At 47.7% G+C, this 25273-nt stretch carries 19 protein-coding genes; 17 read left to right on the top strand and 2 right to left on the bottom strand.

The window, feature by feature from the left end:
* Positions 1-432: 432 nt before the first annotated feature.
* The 14 genes from purS (at position 433) to P364_RS0129020 (ending at position 17633) form a co-directional block, all read left to right on the top strand.
* A complete protein-coding gene (gene purS, locus P364_RS0129085; RefSeq protein ID WP_024633544.1) occupies positions 433-678 on the top strand; it encodes a phosphoribosylformylglycinamidine synthase subunit PurS in 246 nt (81 codons plus the stop codon).
* A 4-nt stretch (positions 679-682) separates the two neighbouring features.
* Positions 683-1372, top strand: a complete 690-nt coding sequence (purQ, locus tag P364_RS0129080) for a phosphoribosylformylglycinamidine synthase subunit PurQ (RefSeq protein WP_024633543.1) — start codon at positions 683-685, stop codon at positions 1370-1372.
* Entirely contained in the window at positions 1350-3593 is a 2244-nt protein-coding gene (gene purL / locus P364_RS0129075; RefSeq protein ID WP_024633542.1) for a phosphoribosylformylglycinamidine synthase subunit PurL, read from the top strand. Before purQ ends, purL begins: the two co-directional genes overlap by 23 nt.
* Positions 3578-5056, top strand: coding sequence for an amidophosphoribosyltransferase (gene purF, locus P364_RS0129070; RefSeq protein WP_024633541.1), 1479 nt, complete (start codon positions 3578-3580; stop codon positions 5054-5056). Before purL ends, purF begins: the two co-directional genes overlap by 16 nt.
* Before the next feature lie 368 nt (positions 5057-5424).
* Positions 5425-6465 (top strand): phosphoribosylformylglycinamidine cyclo-ligase, encoded by a 1041-nt coding sequence (purM, locus tag P364_RS0129065; RefSeq protein ID WP_024633540.1) that lies wholly within the window; start codon positions 5425-5427, stop codon positions 6463-6465.
* Positions 6465-7082, top strand: a complete 618-nt coding sequence (purN, locus tag P364_RS0129060) for a phosphoribosylglycinamide formyltransferase (protein ID WP_024633539.1) — start codon at positions 6465-6467, stop codon at positions 7080-7082. Before purM ends, purN begins: the two co-directional genes overlap by 1 nt.
* Positions 7083-7228: 146 nt before the next feature.
* Entirely contained in the window at positions 7229-8776 is a 1548-nt protein-coding gene (purH, locus tag P364_RS0129055) for a bifunctional phosphoribosylaminoimidazolecarboxamide formyltransferase/IMP cyclohydrolase (protein ID WP_024633538.1), read from the top strand.
* 118 nt (positions 8777-8894) lie between these two features.
* A complete protein-coding gene (gene purD / locus P364_RS0129050) occupies positions 8895-10166 on the top strand; it encodes a phosphoribosylamine--glycine ligase (RefSeq protein WP_024633537.1) in 1272 nt (423 codons plus the stop codon).
* A gap of 652 nt (positions 10167-10818) precedes the next feature.
* Positions 10819-12156 (top strand): hemolysin family protein, encoded by a 1338-nt coding sequence (locus tag P364_RS0129045; RefSeq protein ID WP_024633536.1) that lies wholly within the window; start codon positions 10819-10821, stop codon positions 12154-12156.
* Positions 12157-12236: 80 nt separating this feature from the next.
* The gene (locus P364_RS0129040) at positions 12237-13319 is read left to right on the top strand and encodes a hemolysin family protein (RefSeq protein ID WP_024633535.1); all 1083 of its coding nucleotides are present in this window, start codon (positions 12237-12239) and stop codon (positions 13317-13319) included.
* A 299-nt stretch (positions 13320-13618) separates the two neighbouring features.
* A complete protein-coding gene (locus P364_RS0129035) occupies positions 13619-14569 on the top strand; it encodes a ring-cleaving dioxygenase (RefSeq protein WP_024633534.1) in 951 nt (316 codons plus the stop codon).
* 14 nt (positions 14570-14583) lie between these two features.
* On the top strand, positions 14584-15189 hold the full coding sequence (locus P364_RS0129030; protein ID WP_024633533.1) for an alpha/beta hydrolase: 606 nt from the start codon (positions 14584-14586) through the stop codon (positions 15187-15189).
* Between the two features lie 549 nt (positions 15190-15738).
* Positions 15739-17031, top strand: a complete 1293-nt coding sequence (ilvA, locus tag P364_RS0129025) for a threonine ammonia-lyase IlvA (RefSeq protein WP_024633532.1) — start codon at positions 15739-15741, stop codon at positions 17029-17031.
* Positions 17031-17633 carry a GNAT family N-acetyltransferase gene (locus P364_RS0129020; RefSeq protein ID WP_063870668.1) on the top strand — a complete coding sequence of 201 codons (603 nt, stop codon included), beginning with the start codon at positions 17031-17033 and terminating at the stop codon, positions 17631-17633. The genes ilvA and P364_RS0129020 overlap by 1 nt, the downstream gene beginning before the upstream one ends.
* 123 nt (positions 17634-17756) lie before the next feature.
* Here the strand turns inward: P364_RS0129020 and P364_RS37055 are convergent, their stop codons facing one another.
* Positions 17757-18728, bottom strand: coding sequence for a hypothetical protein (locus tag P364_RS37055; RefSeq protein WP_024633530.1), 972 nt, complete (start codon positions 18726-18728; stop codon positions 17757-17759).
* Between the two features lie 292 nt (positions 18729-19020).
* Between P364_RS37055 and P364_RS0129005 the strand changes: the two genes are divergently transcribed.
* On the top strand, positions 19021-22200 hold the full coding sequence (locus tag P364_RS0129005) for a copper amine oxidase N-terminal domain-containing protein (RefSeq protein ID WP_052016827.1): 3180 nt from the start codon (positions 19021-19023) through the stop codon (positions 22198-22200).
* 337 nt (positions 22201-22537) lie between these two features.
* Here the strand turns inward: P364_RS0129005 and P364_RS37050 are convergent, their stop codons facing one another.
* A complete protein-coding gene (locus P364_RS37050) occupies positions 22538-23374 on the bottom strand; it encodes a DUF1129 family protein (RefSeq protein WP_024633528.1) in 837 nt (278 codons plus the stop codon).
* 415 nt (positions 23375-23789) lie between these two features.
* Here P364_RS37050 and P364_RS0128995 point away from each other — a divergent pair, with 415 nt between their 5' ends.
* Positions 23790-24026, top strand: coding sequence for a hypothetical protein (locus P364_RS0128995; RefSeq protein ID WP_024633527.1), 237 nt, complete (start codon positions 23790-23792; stop codon positions 24024-24026).
* A gap of 348 nt (positions 24027-24374) precedes the next feature.
* Entirely contained in the window at positions 24375-25205 is an 831-nt protein-coding gene (locus P364_RS0128990) for an alpha/beta hydrolase (protein ID WP_024633526.1), read from the top strand.
* Positions 25206-25273 lie beyond the last annotated feature (68 nt).

Below are 25273 nucleotides of genomic sequence, written 5' to 3'. Positions count from 1 at the left end.
TTCTACAGCTCAAATCTTTCCCTCCGCCAGTGTCAAACTGGGGGATGAGGCAACTAAAGACAATGGTTTCCTGGCATACCCGGAATCCTGCAAAAAAATTTAAATTCTCTGATTACTCATGGTACTTCAAGACCATTTCACCGTTTCTACGGAATGGTCAGTCTCGACCATTACAAACCGTGCAACGTAAAAGGTTTAGGCCTTTAAAAAAAACGTCGCATGGACTAGCGGAGGGGCGGAATTGTTCTTAAAGGAGCGAAGCGTTCGCCTTTGTCCCCGGGTTTTGACCGCACAGCGGTTCAAAACAATCCAAAAAACCTGGGGACAACAGCGACCGGAAGAACAATCCGCCCCGGAGCGAGCTCCCAAAGTCACTTTTTTAACAGCATAAAGCATTTATCCCGTTCATTACTGAGGAGGAACATAAGGATCATGATTAAAGCAACCGTCTATGTCACTATTAAGCAAAGCGTTCTCGACCCACAAGGAGTAGCTGTTCAAGGTGCCCTGCACTCAATGGGATTCAATGAAGTGGAAAGTGTACGGATCGGTAAAGTCATGGAACTGACTCTGGATACAACAGATCGTGCGGAAGCGGAAAAACGATTGACAGTCATGTGTGAGAAGCTGCTGGCCAACACCGTTGTTGAAGATTACCGCTACGAATTGGAGGGTTAATCCCATGAAATTTGCAGTTCTTGTGTTTCCTGGCTCCAACTGCGACATCGACTGTTACAAGGCAGTAGAAGATGCGATTGGACAAGAGGTTGATTACGTATGGCACACAGCTACAGATCTATCGGCTTATGATTGTATCCTTGTTCCGGGTGGTTTCTCGTATGGTGACTATCTGCGCTGCGGAGCGATTTCCCGTTTTGCACCTGTAATGAACGAGGTAGCGAAAGCTGCTGAACAAGGTAAATATATTCTCGGCATTTGCAACGGATTCCAGATCTTGACGGAAGCAGGATTGCTTCCGGGCGCATTGATTCGCAACATGTCGCTGAAATTCCGTTGTCACGATACAGTATTGAAAGTAGCGAATGCAGATACTCCTTTTACGCGTGACTATGCACCTGGGGAAGAGATTGTTATTCCGATTGCTCACGGTGAAGGAAACTATTATTGCGACGAGGAGACGCTGGCGAGTTTGCAGGCAAACAACCAGATCGTCTTTACGTATGGCAGCAACCCGAACGGTTCCCTGGGTGATATCGCGGGAATCTGCAATGAGGGCGGAAACGTGGTCGGCATGATGCCACATCCAGAGCGCGCGGTGGACTCACTGCTCGGTTCGGAAGACGGCAAACGTATGTTTACATCTATTTTGAAAGCATGGAGGGATCGGCATGACGCAGCAGCTATCCGCTAAGGAACCGACGGCAGAACAGGTCGCAGAACATAAACTTTACGCACAAATGGGCGTGTCTGACAGCGAGTATGAGCTGATCTGTGAGTTCATGGGGCGCAAGCCGAACTACACGGAGATTGGTGTATTTAGTGTCATGTGGTCCGAGCACTGCGCGTACAAAAACTCCAAGCCGCTGCTGCGCCGTTTCCCAACCAGTGGGCCGCGTGTCCTGATGGGACCGGGTGAAGGTGCCGGGATCGTGGATATCGGTGATAATCAGGCCGTTGTATTCAAAATTGAAAGCCATAACCATCCTTCCGCGGTTGAGCCTTACCAAGGTGCGGCAACAGGTGTGGGCGGCATTATCCGTGATATTTTCTCCATGGGTGCAAGACCGGTGGCACTTCTGAATTCCCTGCGTTTTGGCAAGCTGGAAAGTGACCGCGTGAAGTATTTGTTTGAACATGTCGTATCCGGTATTGCTGGCTATGGTAACTGTATAGGAATTCCAACCGTTGCTGGTGAAGTTATGTTTGACGAAAGCTACGATGGTAACCCACTCGTTAACGCGATGTGTGTAGGTTTGATCGATCATGACAAAATCCAGCGCGGTGTCGCCAAAGGTGTAGGCAACCCGGTCTATTATGTTGGACCGCCAACAGGTCGTGACGGTATCCATGGTGCTACTTTTGCATCAGTTGAGCTGACAGAAGAATCCGAGTCCAAACGGACTGCCGTTCAAGTGGGTGATCCGTTCATGGAGAAGCTCGTGATGGAATCTTGCTTGGAACTCATCGATACAGGAATCGTGCTGGGTATTCAGGATATGGGTGCAGCAGGTCTGACATGCTCCAGTGCGGAAATGGCAAGTAAAGCGGGTAACGGGCTGGAATTGTATCTGGATCAGGTGCCACAGCGTGAAGAAGGCATGACGCCTTATGAAATGATGCTGTCGGAGTCCCAGGAACGGATGTTGTTCGTTGTTGAGCCGAAGGATGAGGCGCAGGCGATGGAGATTTTTGAACGTTGGGGCGTTATCTGTGCAAAAGTCGGAAAAGTAACGGATGATGGACGTCTGAAATTGATCCACCATGGCGAAGTGGTTGGAGACATGCCAGTAACTGCACTGGTTGATGAGTGCCCGGTGTATGACAAACCATCTTCTGTACCTGCTTATTATGAGCAAAGTGCTTCTATCGACACCCTTCGTTACGATGAAGTGTCGGATCTCGGCGGAGCGTTGAAGCAAGTGTTGGCATCCCCAACGGTAGCGAGCAAGAAGTGGGTTTATGATCAATATGATTACATGGTGCGTACAAGCACTGCGGTTCGCCCAGGTTCAGATGCAGCGGTAGTGACCATTCGTGGTACACGCAAAGGGTTGGCGATGACAACGGACTGTAACGGACGCTATGTCTATCTTGATCCAGAAGTAGGCGGACGGATTGCAGTCAGCGAAGCTGCCCGTAACATTGTATGTTCCGGTGCAGAGCCATTGGCGATTACAGATAACCTGAACTTTGGTAACCCGGAGAAGCCGGATATTTTCTGGCAGATGGAAAAAGCGGTAGACGGTATGGCTGAAGCTTGCCGCGTGCTGGATACGCCAGTGATCGGGGGTAACGTGAGTCTGTACAACGAAAACGCCAAAGGCTCTATCTATCCAACGCCAGTTGTCGGTATGGTTGGCTTGGTGCATGATACAGATCACATCACAACACAAGGCTTCAAAGCCGAAGGTGACGTTATCATCCTGCTGGGTGAAACGAAAGCTGAACTGGGCGGCAGTGAGCTGCAATATGCGGTTCATGGCAAAACGGAAGGCCGTCCGCCACAACTGGATCTGAACACCGAGAAAGCGCTGCTTAGCACGGTATTGGAAGCCATTCAATCCGGACTTGTTCGCTCCGCGCATGACTTGTCTGAAGGTGGTTTGGCTGTAGCATTGGCTGAGTCTTGCATCAGCGGCAATGTGGGTGCACAGGTCAATGTTGAAACGGCATTGCGTGGGGACCATGCACTTTTCAGTGAAAGCCAATCCCGGATTCTGCTGTCGGCATCGCCGGAGCAAGCGGGTAAGCTGGAAGCTTTTGTACGTGAGCGCGGTGTGCCTGTAGCTGTGATTGGGCGTGTAGAAGGAAGTAATCTGACGATTGAATTGAACGGAACATCAGCCGTGAACGAACCCGTAGGAGGTTTGACACAGGTCTGGGAGGATGCGATTCCATGTCTCATGAACTGACGACAGGACCTTTGTGGACAGGCGATTATTATAATGAAGGGTCCGGTAAGGAAGGACTCGACAAATTAAAGGAGGAATGTGGCGTATTCGGGGTGTTTAAGCACCCTGACGCTGCATCACTGTCCTATTATGGCCTGCATGCCCTTCAACACCGAGGGGAAGAAAGTGCAGGTATGTGTGTAAGCGACGGCAACGAGTTTCACTACCATCGTGGTATGGGTCTGGTGAAGGAAGTCTTCACCAAGGATCTAATGCAGACGTTGACCGGGGATATCTCCATCGGTCACGTTCGGTATTCAACCAGTGGTGACAGTAAGCTGACGAATGCACAACCATTGGTATTTAAATACCGTGATGGTGATCTGGCAGTAGCAACTAACGGTAACATCGTCAATGCGCCAACAATCCGGCGTGAGCTGGAGCAGGGTGGGTCCATTTTTCAAACGACCAGTGATACGGAAGTTATTGCCCATTTAATCGCGAGATCGCCAAAAGGATTGGTGGAAGCCGCGAAGGATGCGTTTCAGCGTATCGTGGGTGGTTATGCTTTTCTAATCATGACCAACGATAAGTTGCTGGTTGCTTCCGATCCCCATGGTCTGCGTCCGCTCACAATGGGTAAATTGGGAGATGCGTATCTGTTTGCATCCGAGACATGTGCGCTGGAGACGATTGGTGCAGAGTTGATTCGTGATATTGAGCCAGGCGAACTGTTGGTGCTGGATGCAGATGGTCTTCACGAGGACCGTTTCGATCATCACAAACACCGCAAGGCACTATGCGCGATGGAGTATATCTACTTTGCCCGTCCGGACAGTGACATGAATGGTGCGAACCAGCATGCTGCGCGTAAACGGATGGGTAGCCGCATGGCGATTGAGTCTTTCGTGGATGCCGATCTGGTAACAGGTGTACCGGACTCCAGTATTTCCGCGGCAATCGGCTACGCGGAGCAAACCGGGATTCCGTATGAGATGGGTATGATCAAAAACAAATACACCGGACGTACGTTTATCCAGCCAAGCCAGGAACTGCGGGAACAAGGCGTGAAGATGAAACTGAGCGCCGTGCGCCGTGTCGTCGAAGGCAAACGCGTGGTCATGATTGACGACTCCATCGTACGGGGAACAACTTCCCGCCGGATCGTGAACATGCTGCGAGATGCCGGAGCCACGGAAGTTCACGTTCGCATTACATCCCCACCGTTCAAAAACCCGTGCTTCTACGGAATCGATACCCCCGACAGCCGCGAATTGATCGCCTCACAGCTGTCGGTGGAAGAGATCTGCCGTGAGATTAATGCGGACTCCCTGGCGTTCCTCAGCCCCGATGGGCTGATTACATCGATTCAGGGAGATAATCAGGATGACTATAAAGGCGGGCTCTGCCTCGCATGTTTTGATAATGATTACCCAACCCGCCTCGATTTCGGCGGCGAAGAAAAATTCGGCTGCAGCTGCTAGCTGTTAAGCCCCGCCTTGCGGAGCAACAGGGGCCAGGGCAGCCAAGCGAAGCAGCTGCCTCCGGGCGCAGCCCGATCCCTTAGCCCCGCCTTGCGGAGCAACAGGGGCCAGGGCAGCCAAGCGAAGCAGCTGCCCCAGCGGGCGCAGCCCCGCAGCGCAGTCGAGCGGGGTTCGCCGACCGATGGCCTACGGCCAACGGGAAAGGCGAACAAAAACGCGAGCACACGCACAAACCAACCATAGCAAGATCATACCAGCCACTCCTGCACCGCTTGTTTGGCGGGTGTCCAGAGGGCCTGACAAGGTCCTTTGGGGTCCTCCCGGGCGGGAGGATTTAGGAGGGGCGAAAAAAAAGGAGCGGATTCCACTTGTCCGAAGCATACAAAAACGCCGGCGTCGATATCGCGGCAGGCAACGAAGCGGTTGAACGGATGAAAAAACACGTGAAACGTACCTTCCGTCCGGAAGTGATGACAGATCTAGGAGGCTTTGGCGCCCTGTTCGGTTTGAACAAAGATAAATATGATGAGCCGGTGCTTGTATCCGGTACAGACGGTGTAGGAACCAAGCTGAAAATCGCATTTGCCATGGACCGTCATGATACCATCGGAATCGACGCGGTAGCCATGTGTGTGAACGACATTGTGGTACAGGGCGCAGAGCCGTTGTTCTTCCTCGACTATCTGGCGTGTGACAAAGTCATCCCGGAGAAAATAGAAGCCATTGTTGCGGGAATCGCAGAAGGATGTCATCAGTCGGGCTGTGCACTAATCGGTGGCGAAACGGCTGAAATGCCAGGCATGTATAGTGAGGGTGAATACGATATTGCCGGATTTACGGTGGGTATCGTGGACAAAGCGAAAATCATAAACGGTACAACTATCGCTCCTGGCGACACAGTGATCGGACTTGCATCCAGCGGTGTGCACAGCAACGGCTTCTCCTTGGTACGCAAACTTTTGCTGGAACAAGCCGGATTGGGCTTGCAGGATGAAGTCGCTGAATTGGGTGGCAAGCTGGGTGACGCACTGCTGGAACCAACGAAAATCTATGTAAAACCACTCCTGTCCCTGCTTGAAAAGGTAAAAGTAAAAGGCATGGCTCACATTACTGGTGGGGGCTTCATCGAGAACATCCCGCGTATGCTGCCAAGCAGCGTGAATGTAGATATCGACTACGGTTCTTGGCCGATCCTGCCAATTTTCAACCTGCTGCAAGAAAAAGGATCTGTATCGAACCGTGACATGTTCACCACGTTTAATATGGGGATTGGACTTGTGCTGGTTGTGAACGAAGCAGATGCAAGTGAAGCGCTGGAACATCTGAAGGCATCTGGCGAAGAAGCGTACATCATTGGCCGTGTTACAGAAGGAGATGCGCGAGTAACCTTCACGGGAGCGGATGTTTAATGGCGAACTACCGTATTGCTGTATTTGCCTCTGGTGAAGGTTCGAACTTTCAGTCATTGGTTGATGCAGCACGGAACGGAGGGCTGGGTGCATCCATAGATCTGCTGGTATGTGACAAGCCGGCTGCACGTGTGGTGCAGCGGGCGCAGGATGCAGGCGTGGAATGCCATCTGTTTACTCCCAAAAATTATGATTCCCGCGAAGCCTACGAGGCTGAAATTGTGGAAGTGCTTGAATCCAAAAACATTGATCTGGTTGTTCTTGCCGGTTACATGAGATTGCTGACTTCAGTGGTCGTGGATAGCTATGCAGGTCGGCTGATTAACATTCATCCGTCCTTGTTGCCAGCGTTTGCGGGCAAAGATGCAGTAGGACAGGCACTGGAATACGGCGTTAAAATTACCGGAGTTACCGTGCACTTTGTGGATGGAGGCATGGATACAGGGCCAATTATTGCCCAGCAGCCTGTTCCGATTTTGCCAGAGGATACAGCTGAATCCGTCAGTCGCTCCATCCATGCTGCTGAACAGCAGCTGTACCCTGAGGTTGTATCCTGGTTTGCTCAGGGAGTGGTTAAACTCGAAGGTCGCCAAGTTACTGTAAAGAAAGCGGACTGACTCTGAAAATTCGGGCAGGAACTGTCGTTTGAAACAAGTATGATCGTCGAAAATTGGTACGCATTTTGTGATATTTCTCGGGAAATAAATCGGTTGTGTTTCGCCATGAAACGCGAAGCCATGGGACATTAAAGGAGGAGCATATTGTGAGTATCAAAAGAGCGCTGGTCAGCGTATGGGATAAAACAGGCATCGTGGATTTTTGCCGCGAGCTGTCGCAAATGGGTGTGGAGATTATTTCGACAGGAGGTACAAGCAGTCTGTTGTCGAAGGAAGGCGTACCTGTCATCGGAATTTCGGATGTGACCGGATTCCCGGAAATCATGGACGGACGTGTCAAAACATTGCATCCAGCAGTTCATGGTGGGTTGCTGGCTGTTCGTGACAGCGAAGAGCATAAGCGCCAGATGGAAGAGAACGGATTGGATTATATCGACCTCGTTGTCGTAAACCTGTACCCCTTCCAAGATACCATTGCCAAACCGGATGTAACGTACGAAGACGCGATCGAGAACATCGATATCGGTGGTCCAACCATGCTTCGTTCTGCTGCCAAAAACCATGCTTTTGTTAGTGTCGTTGTTGACACAGCAGATTATGGCAAGGTGCTTGAAGAAGTTCGCAGCAGTGGAGACACTTCACTCGAAACACGCAAACGGCTTGCGGCAAAAGTGTTCCGTCATACAGCGGCTTATGATGCAGTTATTTCTGACTATCTCTCCAACCTGAACGGTGATCCGCTGCCAGAGCGTCTGACGGTTACTTACGAAAAACTCCAGGATTTGCGTTATGGCGAAAATCCACATCAGCAGGCGGCATTCTACCGCAAACCACTGGCAGCCCAAGATACGTTGACAACAGCCGAGCAATTGCACGGTAAAGAGTTGTCTTACAATAATATTAACGACGCGAACGCAGCCTTGCAGATTGTAAAGGAATTTGAAGAACCAGCTGTTGTGGCGGTCAAACATATGAATCCTTGCGGCGTAGGTATTGGCGAAAGCATCTACGAAGCTTATGGCAAAGCTTATGCGGCTGATCCAACCTCCATCTTTGGTGGAATCGTGGCAGCCAACCGCATTATCGACAGCGATACAGCGGCTAAACTGAGTGAGATTTTCCTGGAAATCGTTCTGGCTCCTGACTTTACACAAGAAGCACTCGATATCCTCACCAAAAAGAAAAACATTCGTTTGCTCAAAACGGGTGAACTGAACGCTGCCCGCAATCGGGAGAGCCAATTCGTAGTAACTTCCATCGACGGCGGCATGATCGTACAGCAAAGCGATGTGCATTCCATTGAAGCAAGCGAGTTGAAGGTAGTAACAGATCGTGCACCATCCGAAGAAGAACTGAAACAGCTATTGTTTGGCTGGAAAGTGGTTAAGCATGTGAAATCCAATGCGATCGTTCTGGCGGCAAACGACATGACTGTTGGTGTGGGCGCAGGTCAAATGAATCGTGTCGGTGCAGCCAAAATTGCGATTGAACAAGCAGGCGATCAAGCCAAAGGTGCCATTCTGGCATCTGATGCGTTCTTCCCAATGGGCGACACACTGGAGCTCGCAGCGAAAGCTGGAGTTACAGCAGTGATTCAACCAGGTGGCTCCATCAAGGACGAAGAGTCCATCAAAGTGGCTAATGAATACGGTATTGCAATGGTCTTCACCGGCGTTCGTCACTTCAAACATTAAACGACAACTATAGTGCTTCCAAACGATGAACAAGCGAATAGGCTTGTTCATCGTCTTTTGAAGCTTTTTTACCAAGAGGAAATGAAAAATCCTGAAATTCATGGAGGGAACAACGCTAATGGATATTCTGGTAGTGGGCGGCGGTGGCCGGGAGCATGCAATCATATGGGCACTGGCGAAAAGCCCGAAGGCAGGCAAGATTCACTGTGCGCCGGGAAATGCAGGCATTGCACAGCTCGCCGAGTGTCATCCGATTGCAGTAAATGAATTTGATAAACTGACAGCGCTCGCTGTGGAGCTTAATGTGGGCTTGGTTGTTATTGGGCCGGATGATCCGCTTGCAGACGGCATTGTGGATGCTTTTGACAAGACAGGCATTCCAGTCTTTGGACCACGCCGTAATGCAGCAGAGATTGAGGGCAGCAAAACATTTATGAAAGACCTGCTGCACAAATACAATATTCCCACTGCAGCCTATGAGAAATTCGACAATTACGAGCAAGCGCAGGCTTATCTGAATGAGCAAGCCATTCCTGTGGTGATTAAGGCTGATGGACTGGCAGCTGGTAAAGGCGTTACAGTAGCTTATTCCCGTGAGGAGGCTAATCAGGCGCTCCGGAGCATTATGGTGGATAAAGTATTTGGAGAAGCAGGAGCCAAGGTCATCATCGAAGAATTCCTGGCAGGTCAGGAAATGTCGATTTTGGCTTTTGTGGATGGAGAGACCGTTCGTCCGATGGCAGCTGCACAGGATCACAAACCGGTATTTGACAACGATCAGGGGCCAAACACAGGTGGAATGGGAACCTACTCGCCACTGCCGCACATCCCGGCATCCATCATTGAAGAAGCAGTGGAGACGATTATCAAACCAACGGCCAAAGCGATGGTATCCGAAGGACGTCCGTTCCAGGGTGTGTTGTTTGCCGGGCTGATGATTTCACCAGATGGTAAACCCAAAACGATTGAATTCAACGCCCGTTTCGGTGATCCCGAGACTCAGGTCGTATTACCACGTCTGAAGAGTGACCTACTCGACATTTTCTGGGCAACCGTGCACGGGAAATTGGCGGATATCGAGATTGAATGGAGCGAAGAAGCTGCTGTATGTGTTGTGCTCGCTTCTGGTGGATATCCGGGTCCTTATGCGAAAGGCGTAGCGATTGAAGGGCTGGATCAAGTCGATGAAGCGGTAGTCTTCCATGCGGGTACGGCGCGCAATGAATCCGGAGAATGGCTTACCAATGGGGGACGTATCCTGGGTGTGGTAGGTCTTGGAGCCGATATCGCCGAAGCAAGAAACAAAGCTTATGCTCAAGCGGACCGAATCCGCTTTGATGGCAAACATCAGCGGTCTGATATTGCTGCCAAGGCTTTGGTTAACCAATAAATCAACAACAAGGGGCTCGTAAGATGCTCGCCTGAAAAGGTGTTTGCATCCTGTGAGCCTTTTATTGCGTATACATAACTATGTGGCAAAGCTGTTTCTATTTACCGCAGATCAAGGAAAGAGAAAGAGACTTTTGAGTTGTTTGAGCAATTTTGGCAGAGGGTATTATTTTTGTAAAACCGTCTAGTCTAACAATAATGAATGAATCTTCATACAGAAAGACTATTTTGTGAACAATACAATATGTAGTGCTTCAAACCATGACGTGCAACTAGATGGTTTGGTGCAGATCGTGTTATACTTCTCTGAAACAGGAATGAATGAGAGGGGAGGTGGATATCTATTGGGAAGGCGATATTGTAAACTGTCCAAATGGAGAATTTTGGTGGAGTAAATCGGAGAAACAAGCGACAGCATGAGGGGGAACCCTGGTTTTAGTGAAGTAGTTTCTGTAAATGATTAACTTCATCCTGAATTCCTGTTTTGCTATTTTACAAGGTCAAAGTATAACATATACAAACTTTATCATTAATCGATTTCATATAAGGCATACGCCGTATTGAACGTCAATCAGCTGTTGAATGGTTAACCAGATTAACGGATCACGCTGTAACTATCTCTGGAGGTGAATCCCTGAGAAGCGGGGAAATCATTGGACATAATTACCGTATTGAATATTGCATTACTCATTATCTTGATTGCGTTGACCGCATTTTTCGTTGCATCGGAGTTCGCTGTGGTCAAGATCCGTACATCAAGAGTGGATCAACTTGTTGCCGAGGGCAATAAGAAGGCCATATTGGCCAAGAAAGTAGTCACGGATCTCGATTATTATCTGTCTGCCTGTCAGCTCGGTATTACCGTCACTGCCCTGGGATTGGGTGCACTCGGTAAGCCAACTGTTGAAAGGCTCCTATATCCGGTATTTGAGTATCTAAACGTATCGGCTTCCGTATCATCCGTCGCATCCTATGCGATTGCGTTCATACTTGTCACGTTCCTGCACGTTGTTGTTGGTGAGATGGCTCCCAAAACGCTGGCGATTCAATTTTCGGAAAAATTGACGCTGCTGCTCTCGCCACCATTGTACTGGTTCGGTAAAATAATGTACCCGTTCATCTGGGCGCTGAATGGTGCATCTCGCGTTATTCTTCGTGGTTTTGGCGTTAAGCCTGCCGGGCATGAGCAGGCATACTCGGAGGATGAGATCAAAATCATCATGAACCAGAGTTATGAAGGGGACGAGAACAACAAGACCAAGCTTTCGTATCTGGAAAATGTATTTGTGTTCGATGAGCGTGATGCCAAAGACATCATGGTTCCGAGGACGGAACTGGTAACACTGAATCATAATATGACTTACGATGATATCATCCCGATATTGGATGAGCATAATTATTCACGTTATCCCGTCATTGAGGATGGGGATAAGGACCGAATTGTCGGTGTCGTGAATGTGAAAAAGATTTTGCCTGATATGGTTGCCCTTAGGGAGCACCAACTTGTCGATTTTGTTCGTGAAATTCCTTACGTTTCTGAAGTTACAAGTATTCAGGATGCCATGATCAAGATGCAGCAGGAACGTGTGCACATGGCCGTGGTCGTGGATGAATACGGAGGTACCTCGGGGATCATTACAATGGAGGATATTCTGGAGGAGCTTGTCGGCGAGATTCGGGATGAGTTCGATGCCGATGAAGTTGCTGACATTCAGGAAACCGGAGAGAACCAATATCTCATTAACGGCCGGGTGCTGCTGGATGAGTTGGAGCGGCAGTTTGGGCTTGTGTTTGAAGGTAATGAAGAGATGGATACCGTGGCCGGGTGGATTCAATTCCAGAAGGGTGTCGGTGTGGAACAAGGTGATACGATAGAACACGGTGATTACATCTGGACCGTTGTGGACGCAGAAAATTTTCACATTAAGCAGGTTCTGCTTGAACGTGTAAATGCCGCACAGGTTAATGAATCTGCCAGTGACCTAGCCTAATCTAATTACCCGAGCATCACTAGTGTTAACTTAAATAAATGATCAACTTGGAGGTGAATCCCTCAACTTGAGGGAAATCATTGGACGGAATAATAGCCTTAAACTTATTTTTAGTAGCCGTATTTATCGGTCTGACCGCCTTTTTCGTTGGAGCGGAATTTGCAATTCTGAAAGTGCGGATGTCTCGAATAGATCAGTTAATCCTGGAAGGCAACAAAAAAGCGGTATTGGCCAAAAAAGTGGCTCACAATCTGGATTATTATCTATCTGCCTGTCAGTTGGGTATCACCATCACGGCGCTGGTATTGGGTGCACTGGGTGAACCTACTGTTGAGAAGATGCTTCACCCGCTGTTTGAACGACTTGAGGTTCCAGCGGCTTTATCTACGGTACTATCGTATGGTATTGCTCTGGCGATCATCACGTTCCTGCACGTCGTAATAGGTGAATTGGCACCGAAAACGCTCGCGATCCAGTTTGCAGAGAAAATGACTCTGTTGCTCGCACCGCCGCTGTATTGGTTCGGTAAGATCATGAATCCGTTCATCTATGCACTGAATGGGGCGGCACGTCTGCTGCTTGGCATATTTGGTATAAAACCAGCAGGTCACGATACAGTTCACTCTGAAGAGGAACTGAAGCTGATCATGGCGCAGAGTTATGAAAGTGGAGAGATCAATCAGACGGAGCTGGACTATCTCAAAAACATTTTTGCTTTTGATGAGCGTCTGCTTCAGGAGATTATGATCCGCAAAGAAAAAATTGTTACGTTAGATAAAGAAATGCCGCTGAATCGTATGATTGAGGTTCTGAAGCAGCATGAATACACACGTTTCCCAGTGATCGAAAAAGGAAATCTGGACCACTTCGTTGGATTTATTCATACGAAGGAGATGCTCACGAGTGTTGCTGCTGGCCGGGCGTTCAATATAGATACCTTTGTTCATGACATGTTGAAATTCTCGGAGTTATCACCAATTAAGGATGTATTGATCCAGATGCAGCAAAGTCGTTCCCATATCGCTGCAGTTCATAATGCGGAGGGGACAACGGTTGGTCTGGTTACGATGGAGGATATCCTTGAAGAAATTGTTGGAGATATCAAGGATGAGTATGATGGCAAAGATCTGGTACAACCGCCTAAGCGATTAAAATTGACCTAAAGCATCATGCGAAGTAATAAGGGCCAATGTTGTTTGGCGGCAATGGAATAAGATTCAAGGAAGACAGGTTTCCGAGTGATCGGGGCCTGTTTTTTGTCCTTTTTCATTATACTCAAGCTGCATTTCAGCAGGTTAACGACCCTAAGTATCTTAATTTTAAAACAAAAGCTTGCAAAATGAGAACGAATGGATTAATATAAATTTAAAGAATCTTAATTTAAAGATAAATAACAAAAAGCACTGCATAACAAACTGCTAAATATAACAATGCTACTAATAAAACCAAGGGAGTGGAGAGTATGTTCAGAACTTCAGGAATCCATCACGTTACGGCTTTTGTAGATGATGCACAGAAAAATGTTGATTTTTACGCAGGTGTATTGGCACTAAGATTGGTGAAAAAAACAATTAACTTTGATGCACCGGATGTTTACCATCTGTATTATGGCAATGAGGATGGGGCACCGGGTACCATTATCACTTTCTTCCCGCAGCAAAATGCCAGAAGAGGTGTAATTGGATCAGGACAGACGGGCGTAACCGTATATGCAGTTCCGGTGGGAAGCCTGCCATTCTGGAAAGAACGTCTGACATCCTTCGATATTCCATTTGAAAATAAAACAAGATTTGGCGAGCAGTACATTCGCTTCTTCGATAAAGGCGGTCTGTTGCTCGAATTGGTTGAGCGTGAAGGAGGCCAGGCTAGTCAGTGGTCATTCAATGGCGTAACGCCAGAGCATGCGATCAAAGGCTTTGGTGGTGCTGTATTATTCAGCCATGTACCCGACAAAACAACGGATGTGCTGAAAACGATGCTCGGTTTGGAGCAGGTAGGTGAAGAGGATGGAATCATTCGTTTACAGGCTACTGGCGACATCGGTCAATTGATCGATATTCAATCCACCGGAATTCAGCGGGGAATTGGCGGAGCTGGTACAGTACACCATATTGCATGGCGTGCCAAAGATTACGTCGAGCACGAACAAATGCAGCAGGACCTTCAAAAAGCCGGATATCATCCAACGCCGGTCATTGACCGCCAGTACTTCAACGCCGTCTATTTCCGGGAACCGGGAGGTATACTGTTTGAACTGGCTACGGATCCTCCAGGATTTGCACGGGATGAACCGCAGGAGAGCATGGGTGAGAAACTGATGCTGCCTGAATGGTATGAACCACAGCGCGAGCAGATTGAACAGCTGCTGCCACCTATTCAAGTACGTGAATGGAAAGGAGAGTCCAAATCATGACTACTACCAATACAATGAAACATATATATAAAGCAGGTGCACAACCGGATGCCCCTACACTGTTGTTGCTGCACGGAACAGGTGGAACGGAGAATGATCTGGTAGGTCTGGGCGAGATGATTGCGCCAGGAGCCGGTATTCTGGGGGTGCGTGGTAACGTATCTGAGAACGGGATGCCCCGTTTCTTCCGCCGTTTGGCCGAAGGGGTGTTTGACGAAGAGGATCTCATTGCACGGACAGCGGAATTGGGTTCTTTTGTGGATGCAGCTGCTGTGGAGTATGGCTTTGATCGTGCGAATGTCTATGCCCTGGGTTATTCCAACGGAGCTAACATTGCTGCAAGTCTGATCTTCCATCAGGTTAACGCATTTAAAGGAGCGATTCTGCACCATCCGATGGTACCGCTTCGCGGTCTGGAACTGCCGGACCTGAAAGGGCTGCCTGTGTTTATCGGAGCAGGAGAGAACGATCCAATTGTGCCAAAACATGAAACGGATGAACTCGCCTCACTGCTTAGCGGTGCTGGTGCCGATGTGCACATGCACTGGGAGCGTCAGGGTCACCAGTTGACCCGTACGGAGGCAGAAGCCGCGGCAGCTTGGTATAAGACTCAGGCGTGATTGGTTGCCTAGAGTAGGAAGTCATGAATATCGAAGTCACATTTTGTTTTACTGCCCGGTCCTTGAATGGATCGGGTTTTTGATCTGCTATTCGGGAGAAAGCGTTGATATGGATGGGAAACAATGAAGGTTGAGGAGGCCAGCAAATCCGACAATACGCCTTGTCCAAAAGAGTGGAATAATCTATAATCAAGTAATTGATAATCATTTTCAATTAGAATCGTTTATTTTAACTCTCTTGATCTTGGTAATCTGGAAGTTAGCGTCATTTCAGGTACAAAAACAGGTAGGGGAGAGCGTAAAATAAGGCCCGCTATCATACAAGCACATCGTCAAACCGTAAGTTCCCTGACCAATGCCAAGTGGATCGGAGCTGATCAATCCAGCCATAAGGTCATGTTTACGGATCCTCAGATTATTATTAATGAGATTGTGCGAATGGTACATGAGGCGAGCTCAGGCGCAAGAACAGAACAAAAGTGATACAATAAAGAGAGAAAAAAGCAATGCTTGCATTGCCAACCAAGATAAGCGGAGTGTGGAGAAGAGATGAAACCAGTGGAACAGGAACCAACGGGAACTACCAATTCCGGCCGTGCCATTGTTGGCATGGAAGATATCGTGCGCGCACATCATGTGCTGCGAGAAGTCATTGTAAGAACGCCGCTGCAGCGGGATGCTGTATTGTCGGCCAAATATAACTGTAATGTGTATCTTAAACGGGAAGACCTGCAGGTGGTACGCTCGTTCAAAATTCGTGGAGCCTACAACATGATTCGTAGTCTGACTCCAGTTGAGCTGGAGAGAGGCATTGTCTGCGCGAGTGCGGGCAACCATGCGCAGGGGGTTGCTTTTTCCTGTAACGCGCTGGGCATCCACGGTAAAATCTTCATGCCGAGCACAACTCCAAATCAGAAGGTGAAGCAGGTACGCCGATTTGGTGGAGATAATGTTGAAGTTGTGCTGACAGGTGATACGTATGACGATGCTTATGAGGAAGCTATGCGTGCGTGTAATGAACAGGGCATGACGTTTATCCATCCGTTCGACCAGCCCAAGATTATTGCAGGTAATGGTACCGTTGCGATGGAAATCATGGAGAGTCTGGATGAAAAAGCGGATTATGTATTCGTCACAATTGGTGGTGGCGGTCTGGCTGCCGGTGTTGGAACCTACATGAAGACGGTTAGCCCGGAAACCCGCATCGTTGGCGTAGAACCACTTGGCGCGGCTTCTATGAGTGAGGCGATGTTCCGCAAGCAGGTTGTCACGTTGGATGATATTGATAAATTCGTGGATGGTGCTGCGGTGAAACGTGTTGGTGATCTGACCTTTGACATCTGTACCAGTACGCTGGATGACATTGTGAAGGTGCCTGAAGGTAAAGCCTGCACCACCATTTTGGAGTTATATAATGAAAACGCGATTGTTGTAGAGCCTGCTGGTTCACTGGCGGTTGCTGCACTGGAGCAGTATCGCGAACAGATTGCGGGCAAGACGGTAGTCTGTGTAATTAGCGGTGGTAACAACGATATCGACCGGATGCAGGAAATCAAAGAACGTTCTTTGATCTACGAAGGTCTGAAATATTATTTCATGGTCAATTTCCCACAGCGTGCGGGAGCATTGCGTGAATTCCTTGTGGAAGTATTGGGACCCAATGACGACATTGCCCGTTTTGAATATACGAAGAAACATGATAAGGAAAATGGGCCTGCCTTGGTGGGCATCGAGCTGATGTACAAGGAAGACTACCAGCCGCTGATTGAACGCATGAATCGTAAAGGCATCGCGTATACTGAGCTGAACAAAAATCTCAATTTGTTCAACATGTTAATCTGATGAATTATTCCAATGTGAAGTCGGACCGTAGTGAGGCACGGCCTCTGATCAGACCTGCTCGTAAGGAAGATGCCGCACAAGTGATTCCTTTACTCTATCAGGCGATTGATGATATTGCCTATGCTCTTGCTGGTGAAGGGGATCATGAGAAAGCGATGCAGATTTTGCAGCAATTTTACATGCAGGAAGACAATCGAATCAGCTACCGTAACGTAACGGTCATGGAACAGGATGAGCAAGTCGCAGGAATACTGGTGGCTTATGATGGCGGCGAGGCAGATCGTCTGGATCAGCCAATTCTGGATCGGCCTGGTCGGAGTACAGATGAGAAATATAACTTGGTCAAAGAAACCCGTCCCGGGGAGTATTATCTGGATACTCTATCGGTAAGCGAAGCGTATCAGGGGCAGGGCATCGGCAAGGCATTGATGGCTGCTTTTGAGCAGCAGGGAAGGGAACTTGGGCACTCGCAGGTATCCCTCATTGTTGAACGTAACAATGGCAGGGCCTTGATGTTGTACGAACGGCAGGGCTATATCAAGGATGAAGTGATTGTCATTGCTGGACATGAGTATAGCCATATGGTCAAGCCGATTGCGTAGTTTATGAATCTGCGTTAGTCTGGTGTAGGAGATGCAATTCAACGATAGAATCCAAAGAAGCCGACAAGGGAGCGCGATCCTGTGTCGGTTTCTTTGCGTTTATGAGGAGTTTAATCGGATGAATCATTGCATGCTGCCTTCTGCCCCGGTCGGAACATTCTGTTCCAGCCATTTCTCCACCGCAGCCGTTTTCTCATACTTTGCTTCCTTAACCACATCCATAAAGGCATCCAGCTTGGTGAGGAATTCACTATCGACGGATGCAAGACGCTGCAAGACGCCGTTATAGCCTCTTTGGGCGTTCGCAACCATTTTGTTCGTGTCATAATCAAACAGCGGTGTGTTGTTCAGCCCATAAAAAGTATACAGGGTATAACTGTTCAACTGATCCTGAACCTGCTTGGCCCGATTCGATTTCGGACGCAGCTCCAAGAATCTTTCCTGGCTGAGTGCTCGAAGGAGAATTTCCTGATAGCCAATGACCAGAGCTCCGTCATCCGCAGGCAATTTTTTTGTTTCCTTCATCATGATGTTGATGTAGCTTGAGATATCCTCTGTAATATCAGAGCTATATTTCACGAGGGCCGCATAATTCATAATGGGATAGAGGGAGCCTTCGAGCATGACGAGGCGATAGCCGCTGTCCCGGGCATCTTTTAACAGTGCACGCAGATTCGAGTCCTGGGTACGCTCCATTAGTTTGGTGAAGCTGTCATTTGCTTGGTATGCCTTGAGCATCTTGTCCTGAACGTTAGGAACGAGCAAGCGGTCCGTCATGGAGGTTAGAGCCTTCAGGCGCGCATTCTCCAGTTGGAGCACCATCAGGGTAGCGTGATGCGTTGTTACTTTTTTGATATTGGATTCCAGATAGGTGTCAGCGGCGGGCAAGCCGTTCTTTTTTTTGAGCATGGACTGAAATGTCTTATATATGGCGGTTGAACTACTGGTAGTTACTTTGGTATCCGCGCTCGACGGAGCTGCAATAGCGACCCCTGATAAAGGAGCGGAACCAGTCTGAAGCAGCATGGCGACGGCAGTTGCTGTAATGATGGTACGGATGACGTTACGTTTGGAAAAAAAGGACGCTGGTGTCATAAGGGTGAACCTCCCGTAGTTTAGAGATGATAGGCTACAATACACTAGTCACTTTACATTAAACGAATTCGGGAAGGATGTTGTTTCGGAATAATGACAAATTCTTCTGTTATTTTTAACCTTTGGAGGGTAGATGGAGGAAGGGCATTTCTGCGAAAATATTTTTTGTGGGATTGGAAACTTTTACTCCTATTCATACGTCTTAGATGTGCACAGGAAATTACAGGAATAAAATGAAATTCAAAACGATCACATTTTAACTTAAACAATGAAGAGAATGGGGATATTGGATATGAAGAAAGCGGGAGGACGTCAAGTGAAAAAGGTAATGTCAGCACTGGCTGTATCGGCTATGTTGATGTCAGCACTACCTACGTCGGTTATGGATGCAGCTGCGAGAATTAGTATATATATCAACGATGCGGAGTTGTCATCCGCACAGGCACCTGTCATGAAAGGTGGACGTGTACTGGTTCCGTTGCGGTCCATCTTTGAAGGATTGGATGCCACAGTAAAGTATACGAACAAAACCAAAACGATTACAGCAGTCCGTGAAGATCAGGAAGTGATCCTGAAGCTAGGCTCCAAAACTGCATACATCAACGGTGAAGCAGTCTCATTGGATGTGCCTGCGAATACAATCAAAGGAAATACGATGGTTCCGATTCGTTTTGTCAGTGAAGCATTTGGAGAAAAAGTATTTTGGAACTCTCGCAATCAGCGGGTAGATATTAAAACCACATCCACCCCTCCAGTGGATGAGACGAAATATGGAGCATGGAACATTTATGGTTCTGTATCCGGAAGCAATGGGGATGGTCGTGACCTGACTGTAAGCTTCACACGTCCGACATCCGAGAAGGCTGTATCCTCATATCGGATTATGCTGGTAAAAACGCGTGATGTGAACAGCTTCAATGAGTCTGCGGCATCGGTTGTACCATCCGGTAATTATACATCCGTTTCTCCAAATGGCACTGATCCAAGATTAACGCTGAATGCCCAGACACGCGACGTAAATGGGGATTTGTTAAATACAAGTGAAACCTATCGTCTGTATGTACTTACCATGGGGAACAGCAACAATAATTACAAAAATCTGCTGGCCTGGTCTTCCCAGTCCTTGAAACTAAACAATGTGAAAACGACGGTTCAACCTGTCACAGGCCTTCGGATCGCAGATATCAGTGACTATGGGGATGGCCGTGACTTGGAAATTAACTTTACACAGCCAAGCACCACATCCAATATTACGTATTATCGTGCTTTTGTAGTCAAGGCGAAAGACGCTTCTTCATTCAATCTGACTACGGCCAATAATGTATCCAGTTCGAATTCAACCATTATCTACAAAGGCAACAGCACGGCTGTCAAAAGCCAGCTCAGTTCCTCGACGCGTGATACATCCGGGGAATTGATCAAAAACGGCACATCATATGTCGTGTACATCATGTCAGTGAGCTCCAACGCGGCAACAGCGGACAACAAGCTGTCCTCTGTATCATCTTCGCTTACGCTGGGTGTAAACACAGCAACAGCACCTGTTATCACGTCAGTGAGAGACAATTCGGATTATGGAGACGGTCGTGACATTCAAGTGAGCTTCAACCGTTCATCTGATGAGTCTAAGGTTGCTAATTATCGGATTTTCGTAGTACGTAACTCGGTATCCAGCAGCTTTAATCTGACTACGGCGAGTAATCTGTCTTCCAGCTTGTACTATAATGTGAACAAAACAGGAAACAATATTACAACCACACTGCCATCCTCCATGAAGGACACAAGTGGGTATAACGTAACAAATCTTCAAGATTATCGGATCTACGTTATGGCTGTAGGCAACCAGCAGAACGGATATACCAATGCGCTGTCCTCGTCGTCGACGCTTTTGAGACTGACAACGAATAGTAATGCTGGAGTCGCAAGCAACATCGGAGTGGCTGATGTAAGTGACAACGGTGATGGACGCGATCTGCGGGTTTCGTTTAATAGAGCTTCGGATGAATCTAACGTTTCCGTATATCGAGTATATGTAGTACGTTCCGGAAATGCAGGCAGCTTCACACTGAGCGCAGCGAATGCATCGAACAATTATTATCAGGTGAACAAGACAGGTGGAAATCAGTCATTTACCCTCCCTAACTATATGGTGGATACCAACGGTTACACATTGTCCAATAATGTTAGCTATCGCGTGTTTGTCCTGTCGGTAAGCACAAGTGGAAATTCCAGTCAGAATGCTTTATCTTCTTATTCTTCACAGATTACGTTGACTGCCAATGCAGCTGTGACTGCACCAAGCAATGTGGCAGCAACAGATATTGGGGATAACGGCAATGGTAGCGATCTGCGTGTGACGTTCAATCGTTCGGCGGATGAGACGAATGTGAATCACTACCGTGTGTTTGTGGTAAAGTCGGGTACCAGCTTCAATCAGGCATCAGCTAATGCAGTTGGTAGTGCGAATTATACGTATGTAAGCAAAAATGGAAACAACCAGACTGTTAATCTCTCGAGTGGTGCAAAAACCGCGGATGGTAGCAATATTGTTAATGGAGTGGCCTACCAAGTATATGTAATGGCAATAAATAACAACGGCTCTCTTGCTAATGCATTGTCTTCAGGCTCGGGAGTGATTACATTGGCTTCCAATACGGCTGTAGCCGCAGTTAGTAATGTAAATGCAACGGTGAAAAACCAAGGGCAAGCGGGAGATGCGTCGGATGTATCTATAAGCTTCAGTAAGGCTTCCAGTGAGAATGGGATTTCGGGTTATAAAGCGTTTATAGTACCAGCAAATCAAGTGAGTGGTTTTAATATTTCTTCTGCACTTGGAATTTCTTATAATATTGATATCAACAAAAATGATGCTTCAAGTCCTGTCTTCTTGAATAATGGTCATCGAGATATTAATAATAAGCCACTGGTTGTAGGGCAGAAATATCGGGTCTTTGTTTTATCCGTATCAGACAGCAGTTCTCGTGCTTCCAATTTGTCCGCTGCTTCCAATGAATTTAACATCTTTGCACAAGCTACTGAAGTAAAAGCATCAACGATCAATGAACTTCGGAATACCAGTTCAGCAACGGAAGCCAGTTATAAGATATTTTTTAGTAAACCATCAATTGAAACTGGAATATCTGAATATCGACTTATTGTAGTTAAGGGATCAGATAGTCTGAATCCAGCCTCAGCAGCAACGGCAGTGTATAAAGCAATCACTCCGGGAGAACTTGCATCGGGGGAAATTAACTTGACACAAGGCACAAAAGATTCTACAGGAGCTGATATTTCTGTTGGCGGTGAGTACAAAGTATATATTCTGTCTGTAGCTGGAAATACAACAACGTATAGCAATGCTCTTTCAGCTGCATCAAGCGCAGTCAAACTGGAATTAGCCAAACCTGATGCTTCTGTTCAAGTTACGATTCCAACTGCTGATCCTGCTCAGAGCAGTGGGAATAAACAATAGATTTAAAATGAATGGTATGAACTAATCGCAAAAAGAAATGCTCCCTTTCCCAACTGAAAGGGAGCATTTTCAATTACTACCCAGTAATCAATATACATAACAGGAGTACGTGACCACCTTTACCTCTGATGGAGTGAGGGTATTGTGAAATTTTCCTGAACGGTCTGAAAATAAAAATAGCTGTCGAGAATTTCTCAACAGCTGGCTGGGGGATAATGGCCCCTTTTTTTGAAACTCGATATACTACCTCATCACCGAATGTCGTACTTCCTCTTCGCACATCATACACCTGCATGAGATACCCAATGCTGCTGCCCCACTATGGGCATTAGCATCCTTACGCTTTCTTTCGTCCAAAGAGTGGTCTCAACGTAGCCAATCCTACAATTCCAATCACGAGACTAACCCATGGAGCCAGCGTAAATACGGGAAGGCTGTCACGCAGTGGATATCCTACAAATAGGACAAGCACAACGATAACGATATAGATGGCGATCCCGCGAAGATTGACCTGTGGTCTGGCAGTCTTGTCTGCTCCCTGATCATCTGGACGCTCTGCAAGGCGACGAAGCATTTCAACGAGTGCAATACCGCCAACCGCCGCAACGATAAGAGAGAACAAGCTAATATGGCTAAACGGTTCCGTATCCCCACCTGTCCAGCCAACAAATAGCCCAACAGCCCCCTGAATCAGCATGACAAAAGATAAAGCTGCCCAGGAGATCATGATATACCATTTTGGCGCTCGTTTAACCTGATCCGGCGACTCCGCTGATTCGGCTTCAACTGTTGCTGCCTTTTTGGCTGACGCATTACGTTTATTGGAGTTGCTTCGGGTGCCCGCTGCAACCGTACTTGAAGTTGTGGATGGACCGATATTAGATTCAACAGCATCAGCATCCTCATGATTAGTTGCCACGCCTAGCTGTGAATAGATATCCTGTTCCAGATCAGGTCCATATAACTCGCGCGCAGGTTTACCGTCACGCTGAGCTTGTACGATAGCTCTCCCGGCAGAGAGAATCCATTCTTCTTGCGTTCTCTCATCGGCTGGTGCTTGGCGCGCAATGGTGCTGATCTGGTCGAACAGTTTGACATGTTCCGGTGTCATCTTACTCATTTCGGTCATTTGCCGATTCTGTATTTCTTTCAACTTCTTATAGGAAATCCCCAATGATTGCTCCCCCTGTCTACACACGTTCTGATCCCCGGTGATCTGGAGACCCTGACGGTATTTTAGTATACGGGAAGGGCTCTCGTTTCGCAAAGTCATTCCTTATAAAACAATTGTTTACGATTCGACCATAGCCCTGCGCAGGCCAGAATGACACAGGTGCATAGCAGCACCAGTTTACCGTGAATACGAATCCATTCCAAGATGTGTTCCATGATTTCAACCCTTTCGCCAGAAGGAATCGGAGGCAAATGTTGGCTATGATATATTGTTTAGGTTCTCCTTGGTTCGCCGTTAATATGCGTAAGAGAGAGAGTTCAGTTCCAACGATTGTGTGAAGAATGAATAAAGTGCAGCCGAATCCACCACAATAGTAGCATTTCCAACAGAAACCAGGGATTGGAGTGTGGCAGATATGGATCAACAAAAGGAGCAATTAACAAGGAAGCTGCTGCTGAATAGCAACTCCCGCGGCGTAACGGATGAAGTTGTGCCGATGGAAGACACGTTGGAGGATGCTGAATATGCGGAAGAGTATACAGAGGGAACCTTTCAGTCGGGGAGCTTTTGGGAAAGCTCAACTTCGGTTTATGAAAACGATTGGCAGGGTCGCGTGGAGACCCATGAGATGTTTCGTCGCAGCTATGAGTAATTTCTAACAGAAGATTCAGGTCGCCAATATGGATGGCAGAGTATTGGTATTACTCAACCCGCTTATTAAGAAAAGCTGAGCTGAAATTTCAGTTTCTAGGGTTCTGCACCAGTATATTAGCACTAGGTATAATTCGAGTCAGCTGTAGTCAGCTTGGCTCATTTTTTTCGCGTTTTTGCCGATAAAATGTAGATAAGATATGTCTGGATATGGACATTTCCTCACGTTGACTTGAGGTTCACAGGATGATAATATACTAATATATCTTAATACACATTAAACTTATCGGATTTATATATAATTAACAAAATGAACATGAGCAGGGAAGAATGGAAAGGGGAAATGGGCATGGAGCGTCAGATTAGTATTCGTCATGGGCAGGAAGAATTAACAGCCACGATTCATTATCCGGTCGTCAAAGACATCAAGGAGGGAAATCACCAACAGCGCGTGCCTCTTGCTGTCATCTGCCACGGATTCGTAGGAAGTCGGATCGGTGTGGATCGTCTGTTTGTGAAGACCGCCCGTGAGCTGGCCGAAGATGGGTATTTGGTACTGCGCTTCGATTATATCGGCTGCGGGGAGAGCAGCGGTGAGTACGGAGCTGAAGGACTTGAATCCATGATTACCCAAACACGTTCTGTGCTGGATTATGCCGTAAATTGCAGTGATGTAGATCCAACCCGTGTGACGCTGATAGGTCATAGTCTGGGTGGAGCTGTTGCTCTGCTGACTGCTGTCCGTGATAAACGAGTCAAGAATCTCGTCATGTGGTCATCCGTAGGATATCCGTTCAATGATATTGTGAAGATTACGGGACGTAATGTGTACGATGAAGGGGTGAAACTGGGATCTGCTGATTATCTCGGCTACAAGTTTACACCCGCATTCTTTGAATCACTGGCTGAACATCAGCCGTTCCAGGAAGCCGTTAAATTTAACGGGGATGTTCTGGTGGTGCATGGCACGTCGGATGAGATCATTCCTGTCGACTACGCGTTTCTGTATCAAAAGGTATTCTGGATGCGCCAGGAAGGCCGCTGCGACAAGGAGATTATTTTCCAGGGCGATCATACCTTCTCTTCCGGTAAAGAGCGGGAACAGCTGATCACACGTACGAGAGAATGGCTGGGAGAGCGTCAGAAGATCGAACAGGATTGGCAGCATTGGATGATCTAAAAGGGTCCTATGCCAAGCTTTTTCGTTGGTCTGAAGCATGGCATGGTCAACATGAGCTGATTCAAAAG

Source organism: Paenibacillus sp. MAEPY2, assembly GCF_000499205.1.
Lineage (GTDB): Bacteria > Bacillota > Bacilli > Paenibacillales > Paenibacillaceae > Paenibacillus > Paenibacillus vandeheii.
The sequence above is the reverse complement of the archived record's forward strand: the minus strand, read 5'-3'. Positions and strand labels throughout refer to the sequence as shown.